The sequence below is a fragment of the Roseovarius conchicola genome, assembly GCF_041403425.1.
Classification (GTDB): Bacteria; Pseudomonadota; Alphaproteobacteria; order Rhodobacterales; family Rhodobacteraceae; genus Roseovarius; species Roseovarius conchicola.
Window position 1 is genome coordinate 183255 of the sequence record NZ_JBGEHK010000005.1, and the last position, 16441, is coordinate 199695.

The following is a 16441-nucleotide window of genomic DNA, read 5'->3' on the forward strand; positions in this document are numbered from 1 at the left end:
TGATCAAAGCGCCCGCGAGATCAGTTCTTTCATGATCTCGTTGGTGCCACCATAGATGCGCTGCACGCGGGCATCGGTCCACATTTCGGCGATATCATACTCGGCCATGTACCCATAACCGCCATGCAACTGGACGCATTCATCCAGCACCTCGCCCTGCACATCGGTGATGAAGTATTTCGCCATCGCCGCCTTTTCCACAGTCAGCTCACCGCGCAGATGCTCGCTGATGCATTCGTCGAGGAACGCACGGCAAACCTTTGCTTTTGTTTGGCATTCCGCCAGTTTGAACTTGGTATTCTGGAAGCTCATGATCGGTGAGCCGAAGGCCTCGCGTTCTTTGCAATACTCGATCGTGCGCTGAACGCCGCCCTCGATTGCGCCTTGTGCGCCGCAGGCAATCACCAGCCGCTCTTGCGGAAGTTGCGCCATCATCTGGTAAAAGCCCTGGCCCTCTTCGCCGCCAAGAATGTTCTCGGGTGGGATCTCGACATTGTCGAAGAACAGCTCGGAGGTATCTGCCGCGTGGTTGCCCACTTTTTCAAGGTTGCGCCCACGGGAAAACCCTTCGGCACCGTCGGTTTCCACCACCACCATCGTGATGCCTTTGGCCCCTTCTTTGGGGTCGGTTTTGGCTGCCACGATGATCAGGTTGGCGTGTTGGCCATTGGTGATGAAGGTCTTCTGACCATTCAGGCGATAGGAATTCCCATCTCGCAGGGCCTTGGTCTTCATCCCCTGCAGGTCCGAACCAGCCCCCGGTTCGGTCATCGCAAGCGCGCCGACCATTTCGCCTGAGACCATTTTGGGCAACCAGCGTTTCTTCTGCTCTTCCGAGCCATAAGCGAGGATGTAATGTGCCACGATGGGCGAGTGGATCGGGTTGCCCCAGCTGGCGATATTGGCGCGGCTCTGCTCGATGCAGATCACGGCCTCATGCCCGAAATCGCCACCGGCACCACCGTATTCCTCGGGGATCGACGGGCAGAGCAGGCCCAACTCGCCAGCCTGCGTCCACGTTTCGCGATCCATGATGCCCGCTTTACGCCAGCGATCATAATGCGGACGCCATTCATTGTTGATGAAGTCGGCGGTCATTTCGGTGAGCATGTGATGCTCGTCGGTCATCCAGGACGACATGAGGGCTCTCTCCGGTTTATTGCAAGTCTTCGGGCAGTTGGTTGTTCGGGACGTTTTCCATCTGTTGGGCAGGGAACTCGACGTCCAGAAAGTCAGGGTAGGCTTTGCGCAGCGCTGTCAGGTCGGCGTCTTTTTCGACGCGGGTATAGTACCAGTTGCCTTCATCCTCGAAGGCGATCATCGGCCCGAGGATGCGGGTCAGGGTATCTTCGTCGAAGCGCCAGTAGGTCTCAACCGTAGCGGCAACATAAGTACGCCCGGTCGGGGTTTGCAGAGTGCTCAGGCTATCCGGCAACAGGCGCACGCTTTCGATGGTGACCACCTCAAGCGAGGCCTCGACCTTGGCAGCGCGGGTGGCGAGGTATTCCTCTTCGCCGACACCCGATGCCTCGACCATCACGCGCAGCTGGCTGGGCGGGCGCATACGCTCCATCTTGGCGTATTCGCCGTCCTCGAAGGCCTCAAGAGCGGCTTCGATCACCGTGCGGCCTGAGGCAATGGCGCCCTCATCCGCATAAACCGGTGCCGCGATCGGCGCGAGGGCCAGCAGGAAAGCAAAGCGGTTCATTTCTTGCGGGCCTCCAGTTCGGAGTTGAACAGGCGGATGCGCTGCATGAACGCGCCCTCATCCATGATGGAATCGAAGTTTTCGAACACGAAGGACAGTGCCTCGCCCTCGTCCAACCCTGCTTCATCCGCGAACTTGCGCAGACGGCGATAGCCATCCTCGGTCATGGCGGCATTGAAGCGGCGGGTCAGGCGAAGGCGTTTGGGCATCTTTTATCCTTTGTAAGGTGGGGCAGTGGCCCACCATTCCATCAAAACTGATCAGCCTCCAGACCCATCACCGTTTCCGCACCGGTTTCGATCCGCGCCAAGTGCATCTTGGTGGCCGGCAGACGGCGCGCCATATAGTAGCGCCCTGTCATCAGCTTTGTTTCATAGAAGGCGCGGTCCGAGGTGCCTTTGTCCAGCGCCTCTTGCGCGGCCTTGGCCATGTGGCCCCACATCAGGCCAAGGCAGACATGGCCGAAGAGATGCATGAAGTCATAGGACCCGGACAGCGCGGCATTGGGATCTTTCATACCGTTTTGCATGAAGAACATCCCCGCGGCCTGCAGGTCTTTCGACGCGGCCTTCAGCGGGTCAAGGAAGTCGGCCTTAAGTGCCTCGTTGCCCTCATTGTCCTTGATGAAAGACTTCACCATGTCAAAGAAGGCCATCACGTGCTTGCCGCCATCCTGCGTCAGCTTGCGCCCCACCAGATCCAGTGCCTGAACGCCATTCGCCCCTTCATAGATCATTGCGATCCGGGCATCGCGGGTGTATTGTGACATGCCCCATTCCTCGATATACCCATGCCCGCCATAGACCTGCTGGGCCTGAACGGTCATGTCATAGCCCTCGTCAGTCAGGAAGCCTTTGATCACCGGGGTCAGCAGCGAGACAAGCCCTTCGGCGGCCTCATCGCCCCCGCGGTGGGATTGGTCGATCATCTGGCTGCCCCAGAGCAGGAAGGCGCGGCCCCCTTCGACAAAGCTTTTCTGATCCATCAGGCTGCGACGGATATCGGGATGCACGATCAGCGGGTCAGCCGGCCCATCAGGGTTTTCATCGCCGGTGACGGCGCGACCCTGAAGGCGGTCCTTGGCGTATTCCAGTGCGTTCTGATAGGCGACTTCGGCCTGGGCCAGACCCTGCATGCCGACACCGATACGGGCTTCGTTCATCATGGTGAACATGGCGCGCATGCCTTTGTGCATATCGCCCAGCAACCAGCCCTTGGCGCCATCGTAATTCATCACGCAGGTGGCGTTGCCGTGAATGCCCATCTTGTGTTCGATATTGCCACAGGCCACACCATTGCGCGCGCCAAGTGAACCATCTTCGTTCACCAGGAATTTGGGCACGATGAACAGCGATACACCCTTAATACCTTCGGGCCCGCCGGGGATCTTGGCCAGAACCAGGTGAATGATGTTGTCGGCCATGTCATGCTCACCTGCCGAGATAAAGATCTTCTGACCGGTCACGGCATAGCTGCCATCGTCCTGCGGTTCGGCCTTGGTGCGCATCAGGCCCAGATCGGTGCCGCAATGCGGCTCGGTCAGGTTCATGGTGCCGGTCCACTCGCAAGAGGTCATCTTGGGCAGGTAGGTGGCTTTCTGCTCTTCGGTGCCATGGACAAGAATGGCCGAGGCTGCCCCATGGGTCAGGCCCTGATACATGGTGAAGGCCTGGTTCGCGGCGGACGAGGTTTCACCCACGGCAGTGTACATGATGTAGGGCATGTTCTGCCCACCATATTCCTCGGGCAGATCGATACCTGTCCAGCCGCCTTCTTTGACCTGCTCAAAGGCCTCCTTGAACCCGGTCGGGGTGCGCACCACACCGTTTTCCAGCACACAGCCCTCGGTGTCGCCCACGACATTCAGTGGGGCCAGCACCTCGGTGGCCAGTTTGCCTGCTTCTTCCAGGATCGCGGATGTGAAATCGGCATCCAGATCGCTGTAGCCGGGGGTGTCGGCCTCGGACACTTTCAGCACGTCATGCAGGATGAAATGCATATCCTTGGTGGGGGCGGTGTAGCTGGGCATGGTTAATGTCTCCCTGGGTCGTCTTTTGGGTGGTGTTTACTCGGCGGCGGTGCGCGGCGCGTTGAAGGATTTCAGCATCTTGCGCCCCCAACTCATCTGTTCGCGCAGATCGTTGATCGCGGTGGTCAATTCATCGCGCTGGCGCTCCATATCGGCCAGGCGACGCTCGGCCACTTTATAGGCGCTGGAAATTTGGGTCTGTTGTTGATCCCCGCGATCATAGAGGTCCAGAAGTTGGCGGATTTCCTCCAGCGAGAAGCCAAACCGCTTGCCGCGCAGGATCAGTTTCAGCCGCGCACGGTCGCGCCGGGTGAACAGCCGCTTTTGCCCAACCCGCGTCGGGAAAAGCAGTTCCTTGGATTCATAAAAACGAAGCGTGCGCGGTGTTACGTCGAATTCGTCGCACATTTCTCGGATTGTCATCATTTCATCACTCATCTTTGGCCTCATACACATCAGTCAGCAATGAGGCGTACCTGTGCGGGTGACCCTTTCAATACAACGGGAAATCACGTTGACGTAAGAAGGACGTCACGTCACTTTGAAGTTGACGTAAGATCAGCAAAGGTCAGGCAGGGTCGGGGGCAATTTTTGAACCGGGAAGAATTGGCGATTTTTCCCCGTAAGTGCCTTGTTTTACGGCCTCGGCGGCGACTCAGCGATAGGTCACGATGATTTTGCGTCCATCGGCAAGTCTTAGCCGCCAGCCGGTTTCGTCCTGCACGTAACTGGTCAGCCAGGCGTAATGACTGACAGTGCGGGGCATGTCGGCAGGGTTCATCACCTCGGCCAGCCTGAAGGGTCGCGATTGCGGTTTATCCCCTTCAAGATACCAGACCGTCATCACGATCTGATCCGGGTCGCGGCTGTCCAGAAGGTTGCCACCGGGAGCAAGGACGAGAATAGCATCCGCTGTGGGTGAGAGACTGTAGAACCTTGCCCAGACGGGAATGGCCCATGTCGGGCTGTGAGGCACGCCGTGCTGGGTGATGGTGGTGCGGTTGCGTTCAACACTGCCGCGCACGGTGGCGTCCGGAGTCTCGTGCACAAAATCGGCGGGTGGGGACAGCGGCGTATCGGCATGGGCCATGCCGAACAGTCCAGACAGCAAGAAGAGAGCGGTGCTAATCCAGCGCACGGGCCGAGGCATCCCGTACCGCCTTCAACTCGGCAATCGAGTCGGTCAGCTGTTTCTTCTGCTCTTCCAGTGTCACCAGCTGTCGATCGGCAAGCTCGACCCAGCTGCGCAGTTGCGCCTGCGTGCCTTCTTCTTCGTAGATCAACAGCCACTGGCGGATATCTTCCAGGGCAAAACCCCAACGCCGCCCGCGCAGGATCAGCGTCATCCGCGCCAGTTCGCGCGGTCCGTAAAAGCGCGAGCGCCCTTCGCGCTCAGGTTGCAACAGCTCGATATACTCGTAATAGCGCAGGGTGCGAGCGGTCACGTCGAACTTCTCGCACATTTGTTTGAATGACAGGCGTGTGTCAGGCATCGCAACCCGCTCCTCGGCAACAGCGTAGGCGCATCCGCGCGCCCGTGCAACAGGTGCCTTGCAGCGCCTCACATTTGCGGCCCATAAAGGGGTGAATGATATGGCCAAGGACAGCCTGATGAGTGACAAAAAGATCGAATTGATCCGGCGGTTTTTTGGCGAACTGCCCCATGCCAAGGCGCTGGGCATGGAGGTGCTGGAAGTTGGGGCAGGGGCGGCGACGTTCGGAATGGCGTATGACGAGCGTTTCGTGGGCGATCCCGAGACGCGCGTGATCCATGGCGGGGCGGTGTCGGCCCTGATGGACACCTGCTGCGGTGCGGCGGCGATGAGCCACCCTGACAATCCCGGTGCCACTGCCACGATTGATCTGCGGATTGACTATATGCGCCCTGCCACTCCGGGTCAGCAAATCCGTGCGATTGCCGAATGCTATCATGTCACCCGTTCGGTCGCCTTCGTGCGCGCCCGCGCAGTGGATGACGACGAGGATCATCCCGTCGCCACTGCCAGCGGCACTTTCACTGTGGAGGGCAAATAGATGGCGCGACCCCGTCCCGAACCCGTTCAAGTGGTGAAACAACGCCGTGACGCGGCGCTGAATGCGTTGGTCGAGGGCGTGCCCTATATCCAGTTCCTCGGCGTGGAGTTTGACCGGCGCGGGGATGAACTGACCGCAGTGATGCCCTTTGCCGAGAAACTGATCGGCAATCCGGTGCTGCCCGCGCTGCATGGCGGCGCGACAGCCGCGTTTCTGGAAATGACGGCCATTATCGGTCTCAGCTGGTCGATGCTGTGGGGGGATATCGAAAGCGGCGCGCTTGAGGCCGAGGCGCTGGAGGCAGGCAAGCTTCCGCGCCTGCCCAAGACGATTGGCTTTACCGTGGATTACCTGCGTTCGGGCTTGCCGCGTGATGCCTATGCGCGCGCGCAGGTGGCGCGGTCCGGGCGGCGCTATGCAAGCGTGCATGTCGAGGCATGGCAAGACAATCGCGCGCGTCCTTTCGCGCAAGCCACCGGGCATTTCCTGATGCCCCGCCGGGATGGCTGACGCGGTTTCTTCTTCGGGGCCGGTGACCCACCCAAGAGTGCTGAAGATCGCGGTGCCCATCGTGCTGGCCAATGTCACGGTGCCCATTCTGGGCGCAGTGGATACCGGCGTTATCGGGCAATTGGGCGAGGCCGCGCCGATTGGGGCGGTCGGCATCGGCTCCGTGATCCTGACCGCGCTCTACTGGATTTTCGGTTTCCTGCGCATGGGTACGACTGGTCTGACCAGTCAGGCGCATGGGGCAGGCGATGCGCCTGAGGTCGCGGCCCTTCTGACCCGCGCGCTGATGATTGCCGGCGCGGGGGGCGTGGTCTTGATTGCCCTACAGATCCCGATCTTTGCCGGTGCCTTTGCCCTGGCCCCCGCCAGCGCCGAGGTCGAAAGCATGGCGCGCGACTATATGACCATCCGCATCTGGAGCGCGCCCGCGATGATTGCCGTCTTTGGCATCACCGGCTGGCTGATCGCGCTGGAACGCACACGGGCGGTCCTGTTGATCCAACTGCTGATGAACGGGGTCAACGTGGCGCTGAATTTCTGGTTCGTGCTGGGCCTTGGCTGGGGGGTCGAGGGCGTTGCCTTTGCCACCTTCATCGCGGAATGGGGCGGGGTGGCGCTGGGCCTGTGGCTGTGCCGCGATGCCCTGCGCAAACCTGCCGCGCGGGACTGGCCGCGGGTTTTTGACGGCCCGGCCCTGCGGCGAATGGGATTGGTCAACAGCCATATCCTGCAACGCTCGCTGATGCTGGAAGGCATCGTGGTGTCTTTCCTGTTTCTCGGCGCGCGGTTTGGCGATGTGACATTGGCCGCCAATCAGGTGTTGCTGCAATTCCTGCACATCACGGCCTATGCGCTGGATGGGTTTGCCTTTGCGGCCGAGGCATTGGTCGGGCAGGCCATGGGCGCACGTGCCCGTGCCCGTCTGCGCCAATCGGCGATCATGGCCAGCCAATGGGGTCTTGCGATCACGCTGGTGATGGCAGCGGCCTTCTGGTTTGGCGGGGGGTGGATCATTGACCTGATGGCCAAGGCCCCCGAGGTGCAGGTTGAGGCGCGTCAGTACCTGATCTACATGGCGCTGGCCCCGATCCTTGGCTTGGGTGCATGGATGCTGGACGGCATCTTTATCGGGGCAACCCGAACGCGGGACATGCGCGATATGATGGTGATTTCCCTGGTCGTCTACGTTCTGGCCGTGCTGGCCCTGATCCCGCTGATCGGCAACCACGGGCTGTGGGTAGCTTTGCTGATATCCTACGTGGCGCGGGGGCTGACGCTGGGGTGGAAATACCCCGCGCTTGAGCGTTCCGCCGGTTAGTCCGTCGTGCGCAAGGGCGAGCGCTGCACCAACCAGATCACCATCAGGGGCACGATCACCGTGACCCCGATGACCGAGAGCAATAACCACCCAAGCTGACTGTAATCGGCGGCCATGGTCACCACACCGGCCTCGCGCACTTCACGGGTGACCACGAAAACCTCGTTGAGATACCGGGTCGACAGGCTTGAGGCCGACAATGCGAGGTTGGTGAAGGACGCCATCACCGCAAAAAACGTGGCTTTCAACTCAATCGGTGCACTGCGCGCGATCCACGCTAGCATCGGGATCATCGCGATCTGCGCCAGCGGCGATTCCACCGCCGTGTCCAGCAGGGCAATGAAACGCGCATCGACGATCCCGCCGGTCACGGCGGCGGTCCAATGATGCACCCCGTAATAGAGGCCCAGATTGGGAAGGCTGAGAATGCCTGCGGCGATGGTCAGCAGGGCAATCACCCGCACGATGGGCCATTTTGCAATCACCGGGCGCAGCGCCACCAGCCCCACCAGCGTCATCACCGAAGTCAGCAGCGAAAGCACCGACAAAAACTGCTGATCAAAGCCCAGCACGTCGATATTGAACCATGTCAGCCCATCGCCGGGGCGCGGCACCGCGCGGAAGAAAAAGATGATCAGCGCGGTGCCCAGCAGCATCCGCGCTTGCGTGTGCGGCAACACGGCAATCAACTGCCGCATCAGCAGGCCGACGATGATCATCGAACCGATAAAGATGATTTCCTGTCCGAAAGGCACGTCGTTCAGGCCAATGGTCAGGGTCAGTGCCACGAACGCCCCCCCGCCGATGAAGTACCACGGGTTCATCTGGGTGCGTGGCGCATCGGGCAGACGCTCGGTTGAATGATGTCCCAAACGGCGTTGCAACGCGGCGAGGATCACGCCTGAGACCGAAATCACCGGAATGATCAGGCCAATCAGATAGATGCGCGCGTAGATTGCGGACTTTTCGGCCTCGGACAGCGCTTCGATACCGGAAAACATCACGATATTGACCAGCGCCACCACCACCGTCCCCGCGATCAGGGCAAACCGGCCCAGTGTTTGCATGGTTGTGTGCATGTTTTTCGACGCACTTTCGGGTATGGGGCTGCCGTCTTCCCCGATCACCGGGACGGCCTCGATCGACATGGCATCAGCGACGGCGTCCTGCAAAACCAGCCCACAGGGGGCGAGCATAGAGGAAATGATGTACCATGTGCCGATCGGGGCAACGGCCTCCATCATCGCGGTTTGCGTCAGCACGAGGTACATGATGCCCATGCTGATCGCGACCAGGCCCGCACCTACATAAATCAGCCCCGATTTCCAGCGCCAGATCAGGTCGACCAGGTGCCCAAGTGGCATTTTCAACGCCCAGGGCAACCCGGCCCAAAAGGCAAGACCAGCAAGGTAAGCGGCTGAGAAATCGAGAAAGTCTTTCACGAAAAACGTGCCGACAATGGTTGCCACGGTCGCACAACCGAAGGCGAAATAGACCATCAGGGGCGGCAGGAACGACCACCGCATCTGACGGCCAAGATCAAAGACCACGGCGTCGATCCAGCGGGTGACAGGGGATAAGGCTGTGCGCATTCAGACCCTTTTAACGCTTGACGTTCGATTGCATATAGAAAGGTCCGGGAAAGGGGCAAGCCGCCCTGACAGGCTTGTGAGGGTTAGAGAATATCCAGAACCGCCTCGGGCGGGCGGCCAATGATGGCCCTGGAGCCATTGAACACAATTGGGCGCTCGATCAGTTTTGGTTCCTTCGCCATGGCGGCAATCAGCGTGGCCTCGTCATCGGTCTTGCTGAGGCCCATCTCTTTGAAAGCCGCCTCACCGGTTCGCATCATGGCGATGGCGGGCAGGCCCAGAGCGGTTTGCGCCGCACGCAATTCAGCTTCCGAGGGGGGATTGTCCTGATAGCGCCGCTCGACAGGGTCGTGCCCTTCCCGGATCAATAGCTCGTGGGTTTGACGCGATTTCGAACAACGCGGGTTGTGCCAGATGGTGATCATAACCAAGCCTCTCTACTGGTTCCGACGGCCTCTGCCACCGAGGCAAACCCGTCTTTTTCAAGGAGTGTGTCCAGTTCATGCGCCATATCAGGTATGAGTGACAAACCACTGTAGACAAGGGCAGAATAAACCTGAACGGCACTCGCTCCGGCGCCGATCTTGGTATAGGCGTCTTGGGCTGTGCTGATCCCTCCAACGCCGATCAAAGGTATCTCGCCCTTGGTGAGATGTGACAGCTTGGCCAGCACCCGGGTCGATTTCTCAAACAGCGGCGCGCCCGACAGACCCCCGGCCTCGCCCTTATGGGCGCTTCGCAGCGCGTCACGATCCAGTGTGGTGTTGGTGGCGATGATGCCCGACAGGCCTGCGGATTGCGCCACATCTGCGATCTCGGACAATTCCGCATCGCTCAGGTCGGGGGCAATCTTGAGGAAGATCGGGATTGGATTGGGCAGCCAGTTGCGCGCCTCCATCACCCCGGCCAGCAACGCTGACAGTGCCTCCGCACCTTGCAGATCACGCAGCTTCTCGGTGTTCGGGGACGACACATTCACCGTCGCGAAATCCAGGAACCGCCCGCAATGAGACAAGACGCGGGCAAAATCATCGGCGCGATCCGTGCTGTCCTTGTTGGCACCCAGGTTGAGGCCGATCACAGCGTCGCGTGGGCGGTTGGCCAACTGTCCTGCAGCTGCCTCCATCCCCAGATTGTTGAAACCAAACCGGTTGATCACGGCCTTGTCTTCGGACAGGCGAAACAGGCGCGGACGTAGATTGCCCGGTTGCGCGCGGGGTGTGACTGCGCCGACCTCAAGAAACCCGAACCCGGCGCGCGACAGCGGCGACAGGGCTTGGGCGTTTTTGTCAAACCCGGCGGCCAGACCGATGGGATTGGGCAGGTGCAAACCGGCAATTTCCGTGCGCAAGCGCGGCGAGGTGACAAGGCCGGGCAGGGGCACGGCACCAACGCGCAACCCCTTCAACGCAAGGCCGTGGGCCGTTTCAGGATCGAACCGATGGAGGAGCGACAGCCCCAGCCGCTCCCACGCCCTCATGCCAGACCCGGGGGAAACTGGTGCTCTCCGGCGACAATCGGCAATCGTTCGGCCCAGCGGACCTCGGACAGTTTCAGGTCGCGGTAGAGATGCGGGAACAGATCGCCGCCCCGCGATTTCTCCCATTTGAGGGCCTCGCCCAGATCATCCGCCTCGATCGCGGCCAGCATCAGCCCCTCGACCCCGGCGAAATGCTTGGCGGCGGTTTCGGCAACCTGTGCGGGGGTGGAGAAGTGAATGAAGCCATCGGCCACGTCAATCGGTGCACCCGATGTGGTTCCCTGGGCCTGCAGCTCGGCCCATTCCGGGCCACGGAAAATCTTGTAAATCAGCATGGCATGGTGATGCCTTGCCGATGCGCGCGGGTCAAGCGGGAAGGCTTTGACAGGCGCGGCAAGACGCGCAAAGCTGGATACAGTTGCCATTTCAAAAGGAATAACGCCATGCTGAGACACATGATTGCGGGTCTGGCGCTTGGCTGCGTTGGCACGTTGGCGGCGGCGGATTACACGCTGACCATTCTGCACACCAATGATTTCCATGCGCGGTTCGAGCCGATCAATAAATACGACAGTTCCTGCGGGGCCGAAGACAACGCCGAGGGCAAATGCTTTGGTGGATCCGCCCGGCTGGCCACCGCGATTGCCGAGGCCCGACAGCGCAGCAACAATTCGATCCTCGTGGATGGCGGTGATCAGTTTCAGGGCACGCTGTTTTACACCTATTACAAGGGCAAGCTGACCGCCGAGATGATGAACCGGCTGGGTTATGACGCGATGACCGTGGGCAATCATGAATTTGATGATGGGCCCGAAGTGTTGCGCGGCTTTATGGATGCGCTGGACTTCCCGATCCTGATGTCCAATGCCGATGTGTCGCGTGAAAAACTGCTGGCCGGTGTCTTGCAGAAATCCACCGTGATTGAGCGGGGCGGTGAGAAACTGGGCCTGATCGGCCTGACCCCACAGAACACCGATGAACTGGCCAGCCCCGGACCGAACATTATCTTCACCAATCCCGTTGATGCCGTGCAGGCCGAGGTGGATCGGCTGGAGGCGCAGGGTATCAACAAAATCATCGTGCTTAGCCACTCGGGTTATCACATTGATCAGTGGGTCGCGCGTAAGACCACCGGCGTGGACGTGATCGTGGGCGGGCATTCCAACACCTATCTGCGCTCGGGTGATAAAGACGCCGCTGGCCCGTACCCTACTATGGTGGGGCAAACGGCCATCGTGCAGGCCTATGCCTATGGCAAGTTCCTGGGCGAACTGAATGTCAGCTTTGACGATGCTGGCAACATCACCGAGGCCGTTGGCGCACCGCTGCTGATGGGGGCGGACGTGGCCGAAAACGAGGCCGTGAAGACCCGTATTGCCGAGGCCGCTGTGCCGCTGGACGAGATCCGCAACAAGGTGGTCGCCGAGGCGTCCGAGCCGATTGACGGTTCCAAACCGAATTGCCGCAGTCGCGTGTGCCCGATGGGGGTTGCCGTGGCCGAGGCGATGCTGGCGCGCGTCGAGGGGCAGGGCATCGACGTGGCCCTGCAAAACGGCGGCGGTGTGCGGGCCAGTATTGACGAGGGGCCGATCACCATGGGCGAGGTGCTGACCGTGCTGCCTTTCCAGAACACGCTGTCCACCTTCCGGGTCAGCGGCGCGGTGTTGCTTGAGGCATTGGAAAACGGTGTCAGCGATGTCGAGAACGAGGCTGGACGTTTCCCACAGGTGGCAGGCATGCGCTTTAGCTATGATTCCTCGGCAGAACCGGGATCGCGGGTACGTGATGTGACGATCGCTGGCGCGCCTTTAGAGGCCGACAAGGTCTATGGCGTAGTCTCCAACAACTATATCCGCAATGGCGGGGATGGGTATGCGATGTTCCGCGATGCCGAGGACGCCTATGATTTCGGCCCTGATGTGGCTGATGTTCTGGCCGAGTATCTGGCACAGGCAACACCCTTTGCCGCGATGCTGGATGATCGGATCACGGTGGTGTCGGACTGACAGTGGGTATTTTGCCCTGACCCGGCTTAGCTCACGTGCCCCAACGGGCCGCGGCCGCGGCCACCCGCGCACCGAACAGGCGTGCGGTTTCCAGATCGCCTGCGTCGATCAACTGTGTCTTGTCCCGGCTGGAGGTGGCCATCAGACCAAGGTTTGCGCCATCCTTGTTGATGCCGGGATTGGCCGGATCAACCGGCGCGCCAATAGCATTGGGCCCGATCCAGAGCATGCCCATCTGTGTGGCATAAATCGCCAGCCGCATCAGCGTGCTCAGCTTGTCCCCTGATGGGTAGGTTGCCACGGTAAACCCGCCTGCCAGCCGGTTGGCCCACAGCTGATCCTCCCAGCGATCCGAGGCGTCTTCCAGAAACTGGTCGAACCGCGCAGCAGAAGATCCCATATAGGTGGGCGTGCCGAACAGGATCGCAGGCGCGTCATCCAGCGCCTGCCAGTCTGCATCGCTCATGGTCTCGACATCCATCAAATGGGCTTTGCCAACGCCCTCGGCGACGGCTTCGGCCAGACGGCGGGTGTGGCCGGAGCCGGTGAAATAGGGAATTGCGACAGGGTGGGTCATGGCGCGACCCTGCCGTGTGGGGCAGGGCGGCGCAATGCAATTCTTGTGACCCGCAGGATCGGCTTTGCAAAACCCCGGCACCCCGGCCTATGGTGCGCGCCATGAGTGACGTGAGAACCCAATACGAGGCCTACCCTTATCCCGAACGGGACCCGAAGGACGAAGCCAAGCGCCTGATCATCGGATCGCCCTCGATCCCGCTGGAAATCGATCATTTCATCTTTGGTGGACAGCGGGACTGGTCCAAACCCCTGCGTGTGCTCGTGGCGGGTGGCGGCACGGGTGATGGCCTGATCCAGCTTGCGCAGATGATGACGCAAGTGGTCAAGCCCTATGAGATCACTTATGTTGACCTCTCGACCGCCTCGCGCAACGTGGCCGAGGCTCGGGCCAAAGCCCGCAATCTCGGCAACATCCGCTTTGTCACGGGCAGTCTGCTGGAGGCTCCCGATCTGGGCCTGTTTGACTATATCGACTGCTGCGGTGTGCTGCACCATCTGCCCGACCCGGCCGAGGGCTTTGCCGCGTTGCGCGCGGCGTTGGCCCCGGGGGGCGGCTTGGGTTTCATGGTCTATGCGCCTTATGGCCGGTCAGGTGTTTACCCGCTGCAAGAGGCGTTTGGCGCACTGTTCGAGGGGCTGGAACCCAAGGCACGGCTGAGCAAGGCCAAGGAATTGCTCAAGACTTTGCCAGACGGACACCCGTTCAAGCGCAACCCGAATCTGGGTGATCACCATGAAAGCGATGCGGGGTTCTATGATCTCTTGCTGCACTCACAGGATCGTGCCTTCGATGTGCCATCGCTGATCGAGGTAATGGATCAAAGCGGGTGGGCGCTGAGTGGATTTACCATGCCCGCACTTTACGATCTGGCGCGGATCACCGAGGTGCCCGATGGCATGGCGCCTTTGCATCAGATGGCATTGGCCGAGAAACTGCGCGGCACGATCAAGGTCCATGTTGGATATGCTGTTGCCAAGGATTCGGGGCAGGGACCTGCCAGCGGCAAAACCCGAACTCTGATACCCCACCTCAAGGGCGTCCAGCCACGTGCCCTCGCTCAGGCCATTGCCCAGGGTCAGGCCCCCAAGCTCAGCTTCGCCGGGGTAGAGGCGCGGTTGGACCTGCCCAAAGACACCGCCCCCCTGTTGGCGGCAATTGACGGGCGGCGCAGCCTTTCAGATATTGCGCAGGGCACGCGCACGGACCCGATCCGCATGGGCGCGCTTTGGGGGCCGATTGAACGGACTTTGGCCGATTGGGGCGTTTTGCTCTATTCTTCGATACTGCGGTGAGGCAGGGATACCCCATAATTTGATCAAATTTTGTTTCATAGGGTGGTGGCTTGCTATTTTGAGGCGCAGAGTGTCAGAAAGCCTGACCTTTTAAAACTCGGATTCTACGATGCCTGACTGTCCCATCCGCCTTGCCATCAACGGCTTTGGCCGCATTGGCCGCACCCTGCTGCGCATCTTGCTGCGCGATATGCAGGGCTTCGAATTGGTTCTGATCAACGAGATCGAGCCAGCCGAAACCTGCGCCTACCTATTTCAATATGACAGCGTCTATGGCCCATGGCCCGAAGACGTCAGGGCCGAACCTGCGGCGCTGGTCGTCGGTGACCGCCACATCCCGTTCCACGCCGCTGCGGATCTGCGCGATCTTGATCTGAGTGGCGTGGATATCGTTCTGGAATGCACCGGCATGGGCGGCAGCCGTGCGATTGCCGAACGGGGTTTGCAGGCCGGTGCGGGGGCCGTTCTGGTCTCTGGCCCCTCGGCAGAGGCGGATGTGACCGTGGTCCTGGGCGCGAACCAACAGGCGCTGGGGGATCACCGGATCGTCTCGAATGCGTCCTGCACCACCAACGCGTTGGCCCCTTTGGCGCGGTTGCTGGATGATGCGTTTGGTCTGCTAAGCGGGCAGATGACCACCGTACATTGCTACACCGGCAGTCAGCCCACCGTGGACAAACCGCGCGGTGCCCCTGAACGCAGCCGGGCGGCCGCCCTGTCGATGGTGCCAACCACAACCAGCGCCCAGAACCAGACCGGTAAGGTCTTGCCCCATCTCAAGGGCCGGATCGAGGCACGGGCGATCCGGGTGCCCACGGCAAGCGTCTCCTGCATCGACCTGACGGTGCAAACAGGACGGCGCGTGACGGCAGCCACAGTGAACGATCTGCTGAAGTCGGCCGTGCAGCCAGGCGGCGTCTTTGGCTATACCGAACAGCCATTGGTATCGTCCGACCTGCGGGCGCGACCGGAATCGATCATCCTGAACGGGGCCGAGACCTCTGTCTCAACCGGGGGGCTGCTGCGTGTCTTTGGCTGGTATGACAATGAATGGGGCTTTTCCTGCCGGATGCTGGACATGGCACGCCTGATGGCGGCACGTTCCGGTTAAAACCTCTCGCGCTTCCTCAGGTCACACCACGTCAGGCCTTTGCGCGGGCCGCCATCACATCATGGCCAAGGGTCAAAGTGTAAGCTTCCAGATCATGCAGCGCCGTCTCGGCCCGGTCGGCATCGCCTGCTTCCAACGCGTCCGCGATCCGCGTGTGCAGCCTGACGATCTCTTCGCGAGAGCGTGCAGTGAAGGTGATCATGTTCATCAGAGGCTGCATGGCCTCAACCGCCCCGGCCAGCTGATAGCTCAATACCGGATTGCCTGCGCCATCCACCAATGCGCGGTGAAAGGCGACATCCGAAGCGCAGAAGCTTTCGTCGCTCAGCCCCGGCTGACTCTGCCGGTGAATTTCGGCCCGCATCGTCGCAAGGTGATCGGCATCGCGCCGCTTGGCCGACAAAGGCGCACAGGCCCGTTCCAGCGCATACCGCGCTTCGCAGGCGGTCTCGAAACTGACCGCATTCATGCTCAGCAGCAAGGTCGAGGTGGTGATCTGCTGCCCATAGGCCTCTTCATAGGACAGCCGGTTGACAAAGGCCCCGCCAAACGCGCCGCGCTGGGTGCGGATCAGCGATTGCGCGGCCAGCCGTTTCAGCGCCTCGCGCACGGTCGAGCGGGACACCTCGAACTGTTCGGCCAGTTCGGCCTCGGAGGGCAAACGCTCATCAACGATCATCTTGCCGCTCACGATGGCGTCGCGAATGGCCTGCGCAATCTGCGCGGAAAGGTCGGGCTTTTTGTCAGTCTCAGTTTTCATTTGTCTGACATTTAAATGTAT

The 16441-nt window shown here is 60.7% G+C and carries 19 protein-coding genes; 6 read left to right on the plus strand and 13 right to left on the minus strand.

The features are described from left to right. Positions 1-3 precede the first annotated feature (3 nt). The 7 genes from V6N02_RS15335 to V6N02_RS15365 all read right to left on the minus strand — a co-directional run bounded on the left by V6N02_RS15335 (position 4) and on the right by V6N02_RS15365 (position 5230). Complete coding sequence (locus tag V6N02_RS15335; RefSeq protein ID WP_371226756.1) at positions 4-1140, minus strand: acyl-CoA dehydrogenase family protein; 1137 nt, start codon at positions 1138-1140, stop codon at positions 4-6. Between the two features lie 16 nt (positions 1141-1156). Then, positions 1157-1708, minus strand: coding sequence for a hypothetical protein (locus V6N02_RS15340; protein WP_371226758.1), 552 nt, complete (start codon positions 1706-1708; stop codon positions 1157-1159). Then, positions 1705-1917 carry a hypothetical protein gene (locus V6N02_RS15345; RefSeq protein WP_371226760.1) on the minus strand — a complete coding sequence of 71 codons (213 nt, stop codon included), beginning with the start codon at positions 1915-1917 and terminating at the stop codon, positions 1705-1707. Before V6N02_RS15345 ends, V6N02_RS15340 begins: the two co-directional genes overlap by 4 nt. A gap of 41 nt (positions 1918-1958) precedes the next feature. Next, entirely contained in the window at positions 1959-3737 is a 1779-nt protein-coding gene (locus V6N02_RS15350) for an acyl-CoA dehydrogenase C-terminal domain-containing protein (RefSeq protein WP_371226762.1), read from the minus strand. 36 nt (positions 3738-3773) lie between these two features. Further along, complete coding sequence (locus V6N02_RS15355; RefSeq protein ID WP_371226764.1) at positions 3774-4175, minus strand: MerR family transcriptional regulator; 402 nt, start codon at positions 4173-4175, stop codon at positions 3774-3776. A 217-nt stretch (positions 4176-4392) separates the two neighbouring features. Beyond that, the gene (locus tag V6N02_RS15360; RefSeq protein WP_371226766.1) at positions 4393-4875 is read right to left on the minus strand and encodes a hypothetical protein; all 483 of its coding nucleotides are present in this window, start codon (positions 4873-4875) and stop codon (positions 4393-4395) included. Beyond that, complete coding sequence (locus tag V6N02_RS15365) at positions 4862-5230, minus strand: MerR family transcriptional regulator (RefSeq protein WP_371226768.1); 369 nt, start codon at positions 5228-5230, stop codon at positions 4862-4864. The genes V6N02_RS15360 and V6N02_RS15365 overlap by 14 nt, the downstream gene beginning before the upstream one ends. Positions 5231-5348: 118 nt before the next feature. Here V6N02_RS15365 and V6N02_RS15370 point away from each other — a divergent pair, with 118 nt between their 5' ends. Genes V6N02_RS15370 through V6N02_RS15380 form a run of 3 tightly spaced genes read left to right on the plus strand, consistent with a single transcriptional unit; the run spans position 5349 to position 7599 of the window. Next, a complete protein-coding gene (locus V6N02_RS15370; RefSeq protein WP_371226770.1) occupies positions 5349-5771 on the plus strand; it encodes a PaaI family thioesterase in 423 nt (140 codons plus the stop codon). Beyond that, positions 5772-6281, plus strand: a complete 510-nt coding sequence (locus tag V6N02_RS15375) for a PaaI family thioesterase (RefSeq protein ID WP_371226772.1) — start codon at positions 5772-5774, stop codon at positions 6279-6281. It begins immediately after the preceding gene. Next, entirely contained in the window at positions 6274-7599 is a 1326-nt protein-coding gene (locus V6N02_RS15380; RefSeq protein WP_371226774.1) for an MATE family efflux transporter, read from the plus strand. Before V6N02_RS15375 ends, V6N02_RS15380 begins: the two co-directional genes overlap by 8 nt. Here the strand turns inward: V6N02_RS15380 and V6N02_RS15385 are convergent. From V6N02_RS15385 to V6N02_RS15400, 4 genes are all read right to left on the minus strand, one after another. Further along, complete coding sequence (locus tag V6N02_RS15385) at positions 7596-9191, minus strand: MFS transporter (protein ID WP_371226776.1); 1596 nt, start codon at positions 9189-9191, stop codon at positions 7596-7598. The genes V6N02_RS15380 and V6N02_RS15385 overlap by 4 nt on opposite strands. Positions 9192-9274: 83 nt before the next feature. After that, entirely contained in the window at positions 9275-9616 is a 342-nt protein-coding gene (arsC, locus tag V6N02_RS15390) for an arsenate reductase (glutaredoxin) (protein ID WP_371226778.1), read from the minus strand. Beyond that, complete coding sequence (locus tag V6N02_RS15395) at positions 9613-10671, minus strand: quinone-dependent dihydroorotate dehydrogenase (protein ID WP_371226780.1); 1059 nt, start codon at positions 10669-10671, stop codon at positions 9613-9615. Before V6N02_RS15395 ends, arsC begins: the two co-directional genes overlap by 4 nt. Continuing rightward, on the minus strand, positions 10668-11006 hold the full coding sequence (locus V6N02_RS15400) for a DUF952 domain-containing protein (protein WP_371227157.1): 339 nt from the start codon (positions 11004-11006) through the stop codon (positions 10668-10670). The genes V6N02_RS15395 and V6N02_RS15400 overlap by 4 nt, the downstream gene beginning before the upstream one ends. A 108-nt stretch (positions 11007-11114) precedes the next feature. Here V6N02_RS15400 and V6N02_RS15405 point away from each other — a divergent pair, with 108 nt between their 5' ends. Continuing rightward, positions 11115-12677, plus strand: a complete 1563-nt coding sequence (locus tag V6N02_RS15405; RefSeq protein WP_371226781.1) for a bifunctional metallophosphatase/5'-nucleotidase — start codon at positions 11115-11117, stop codon at positions 12675-12677. 31 nt (positions 12678-12708) lie between these two features. Here the strand turns inward: V6N02_RS15405 and V6N02_RS15410 are convergent, their stop codons facing one another. Beyond that, the gene (locus tag V6N02_RS15410) at positions 12709-13254 is read right to left on the minus strand and encodes a flavodoxin family protein (RefSeq protein ID WP_371226783.1); all 546 of its coding nucleotides are present in this window, start codon (positions 13252-13254) and stop codon (positions 12709-12711) included. A gap of 101 nt (positions 13255-13355) precedes the next feature. Here V6N02_RS15410 and V6N02_RS15415 point away from each other — a divergent pair, with 101 nt between their 5' ends. Together V6N02_RS15415 and V6N02_RS15420 are read left to right on the plus strand one after the other, a co-directional pair. Continuing rightward, positions 13356-14549, plus strand: coding sequence for a class I SAM-dependent methyltransferase (locus V6N02_RS15415; RefSeq protein ID WP_371226785.1), 1194 nt, complete (start codon positions 13356-13358; stop codon positions 14547-14549). Between the two features lie 109 nt (positions 14550-14658). After that, complete coding sequence (locus V6N02_RS15420) at positions 14659-15660, plus strand: type I glyceraldehyde-3-phosphate dehydrogenase (protein WP_371226787.1); 1002 nt, start codon at positions 14659-14661, stop codon at positions 15658-15660. 31 nt (positions 15661-15691) lie between these two features. Here V6N02_RS15420 and V6N02_RS15425 read toward each other — a convergent pair whose 3' ends face one another. Continuing rightward, positions 15692-16420, minus strand: coding sequence for a FadR/GntR family transcriptional regulator (locus V6N02_RS15425; protein WP_371226789.1), 729 nt, complete (start codon positions 16418-16420; stop codon positions 15692-15694). Positions 16421-16441: the final 21 nt, after the last annotated feature.

What these genes read in the sequence shown, in the direction of transcription:
- V6N02_RS15335 (WP_371226756.1), bottom strand. Translation starts at nt 1,140, where the DNA reads ATGTCGTCCTGGATGACCGACGAGCATCACATGCTCACCGAAATGACC.
- V6N02_RS15340 (WP_371226758.1), bottom strand. Translation starts at nt 1,708, where the DNA reads ATGAACCGCTTTGCTTTCCTGCTGGCCCTCGCGCCGATCGCGGCACCG.
- V6N02_RS15345 (WP_371226760.1), bottom strand. Translation starts at nt 1,917, where the DNA reads ATGCCCAAACGCCTTCGCCTGACCCGCCGCTTCAATGCCGCCATGACC.
- V6N02_RS15350 (WP_371226762.1), bottom strand. Translation starts at nt 3,737, where the DNA reads ATGCCCAGCTACACCGCCCCCACCAAGGATATGCATTTCATCCTGCAT.
- V6N02_RS15355 (WP_371226764.1), bottom strand. Translation starts at nt 4,175, where the DNA reads ATGAGTGATGAAATGATGACAATCCGAGAAATGTGCGACGAATTCGAC.
- V6N02_RS15365 (WP_371226768.1), bottom strand. Translation starts at nt 5,230, where the DNA reads ATGCCTGACACACGCCTGTCATTCAAACAAATGTGCGAGAAGTTCGAC.
- V6N02_RS15370 (WP_371226770.1), top strand. Translation starts at nt 5,349, where the DNA reads ATGAGTGACAAAAAGATCGAATTGATCCGGCGGTTTTTTGGCGAACTG.
- V6N02_RS15375 (WP_371226772.1), top strand. Translation starts at nt 5,772, where the DNA reads ATGGCGCGACCCCGTCCCGAACCCGTTCAAGTGGTGAAACAACGCCGT.
- V6N02_RS15380 (WP_371226774.1), top strand. Translation starts at nt 6,274, where the DNA reads ATGGCTGACGCGGTTTCTTCTTCGGGGCCGGTGACCCACCCAAGAGTG.
- V6N02_RS15385 (WP_371226776.1), bottom strand. Translation starts at nt 9,191, where the DNA reads ATGCGCACAGCCTTATCCCCTGTCACCCGCTGGATCGACGCCGTGGTC.
- arsC (WP_371226778.1), bottom strand. Translation starts at nt 9,616, where the DNA reads ATGATCACCATCTGGCACAACCCGCGTTGTTCGAAATCGCGTCAAACC.
- V6N02_RS15395 (WP_371226780.1), bottom strand. Translation starts at nt 10,671, where the DNA reads ATGAGGGCGTGGGAGCGGCTGGGGCTGTCGCTCCTCCATCGGTTCGAT.
- V6N02_RS15400 (WP_371227157.1), bottom strand. Translation starts at nt 11,006, where the DNA reads ATGCTGATTTACAAGATTTTCCGTGGCCCGGAATGGGCCGAGCTGCAG.
- V6N02_RS15405 (WP_371226781.1), top strand. Translation starts at nt 11,115, where the DNA reads ATGCTGAGACACATGATTGCGGGTCTGGCGCTTGGCTGCGTTGGCACG.
- V6N02_RS15410 (WP_371226783.1), bottom strand. Translation starts at nt 13,254, where the DNA reads ATGACCCACCCTGTCGCAATTCCCTATTTCACCGGCTCCGGCCACACC.
- V6N02_RS15415 (WP_371226785.1), top strand. Translation starts at nt 13,356, where the DNA reads ATGAGTGACGTGAGAACCCAATACGAGGCCTACCCTTATCCCGAACGG.
- V6N02_RS15420 (WP_371226787.1), top strand. Translation starts at nt 14,659, where the DNA reads ATGCCTGACTGTCCCATCCGCCTTGCCATCAACGGCTTTGGCCGCATT.
- V6N02_RS15425 (WP_371226789.1), bottom strand. Translation starts at nt 16,420, where the DNA reads ATGAAAACTGAGACTGACAAAAAGCCCGACCTTTCCGCGCAGATTGCG.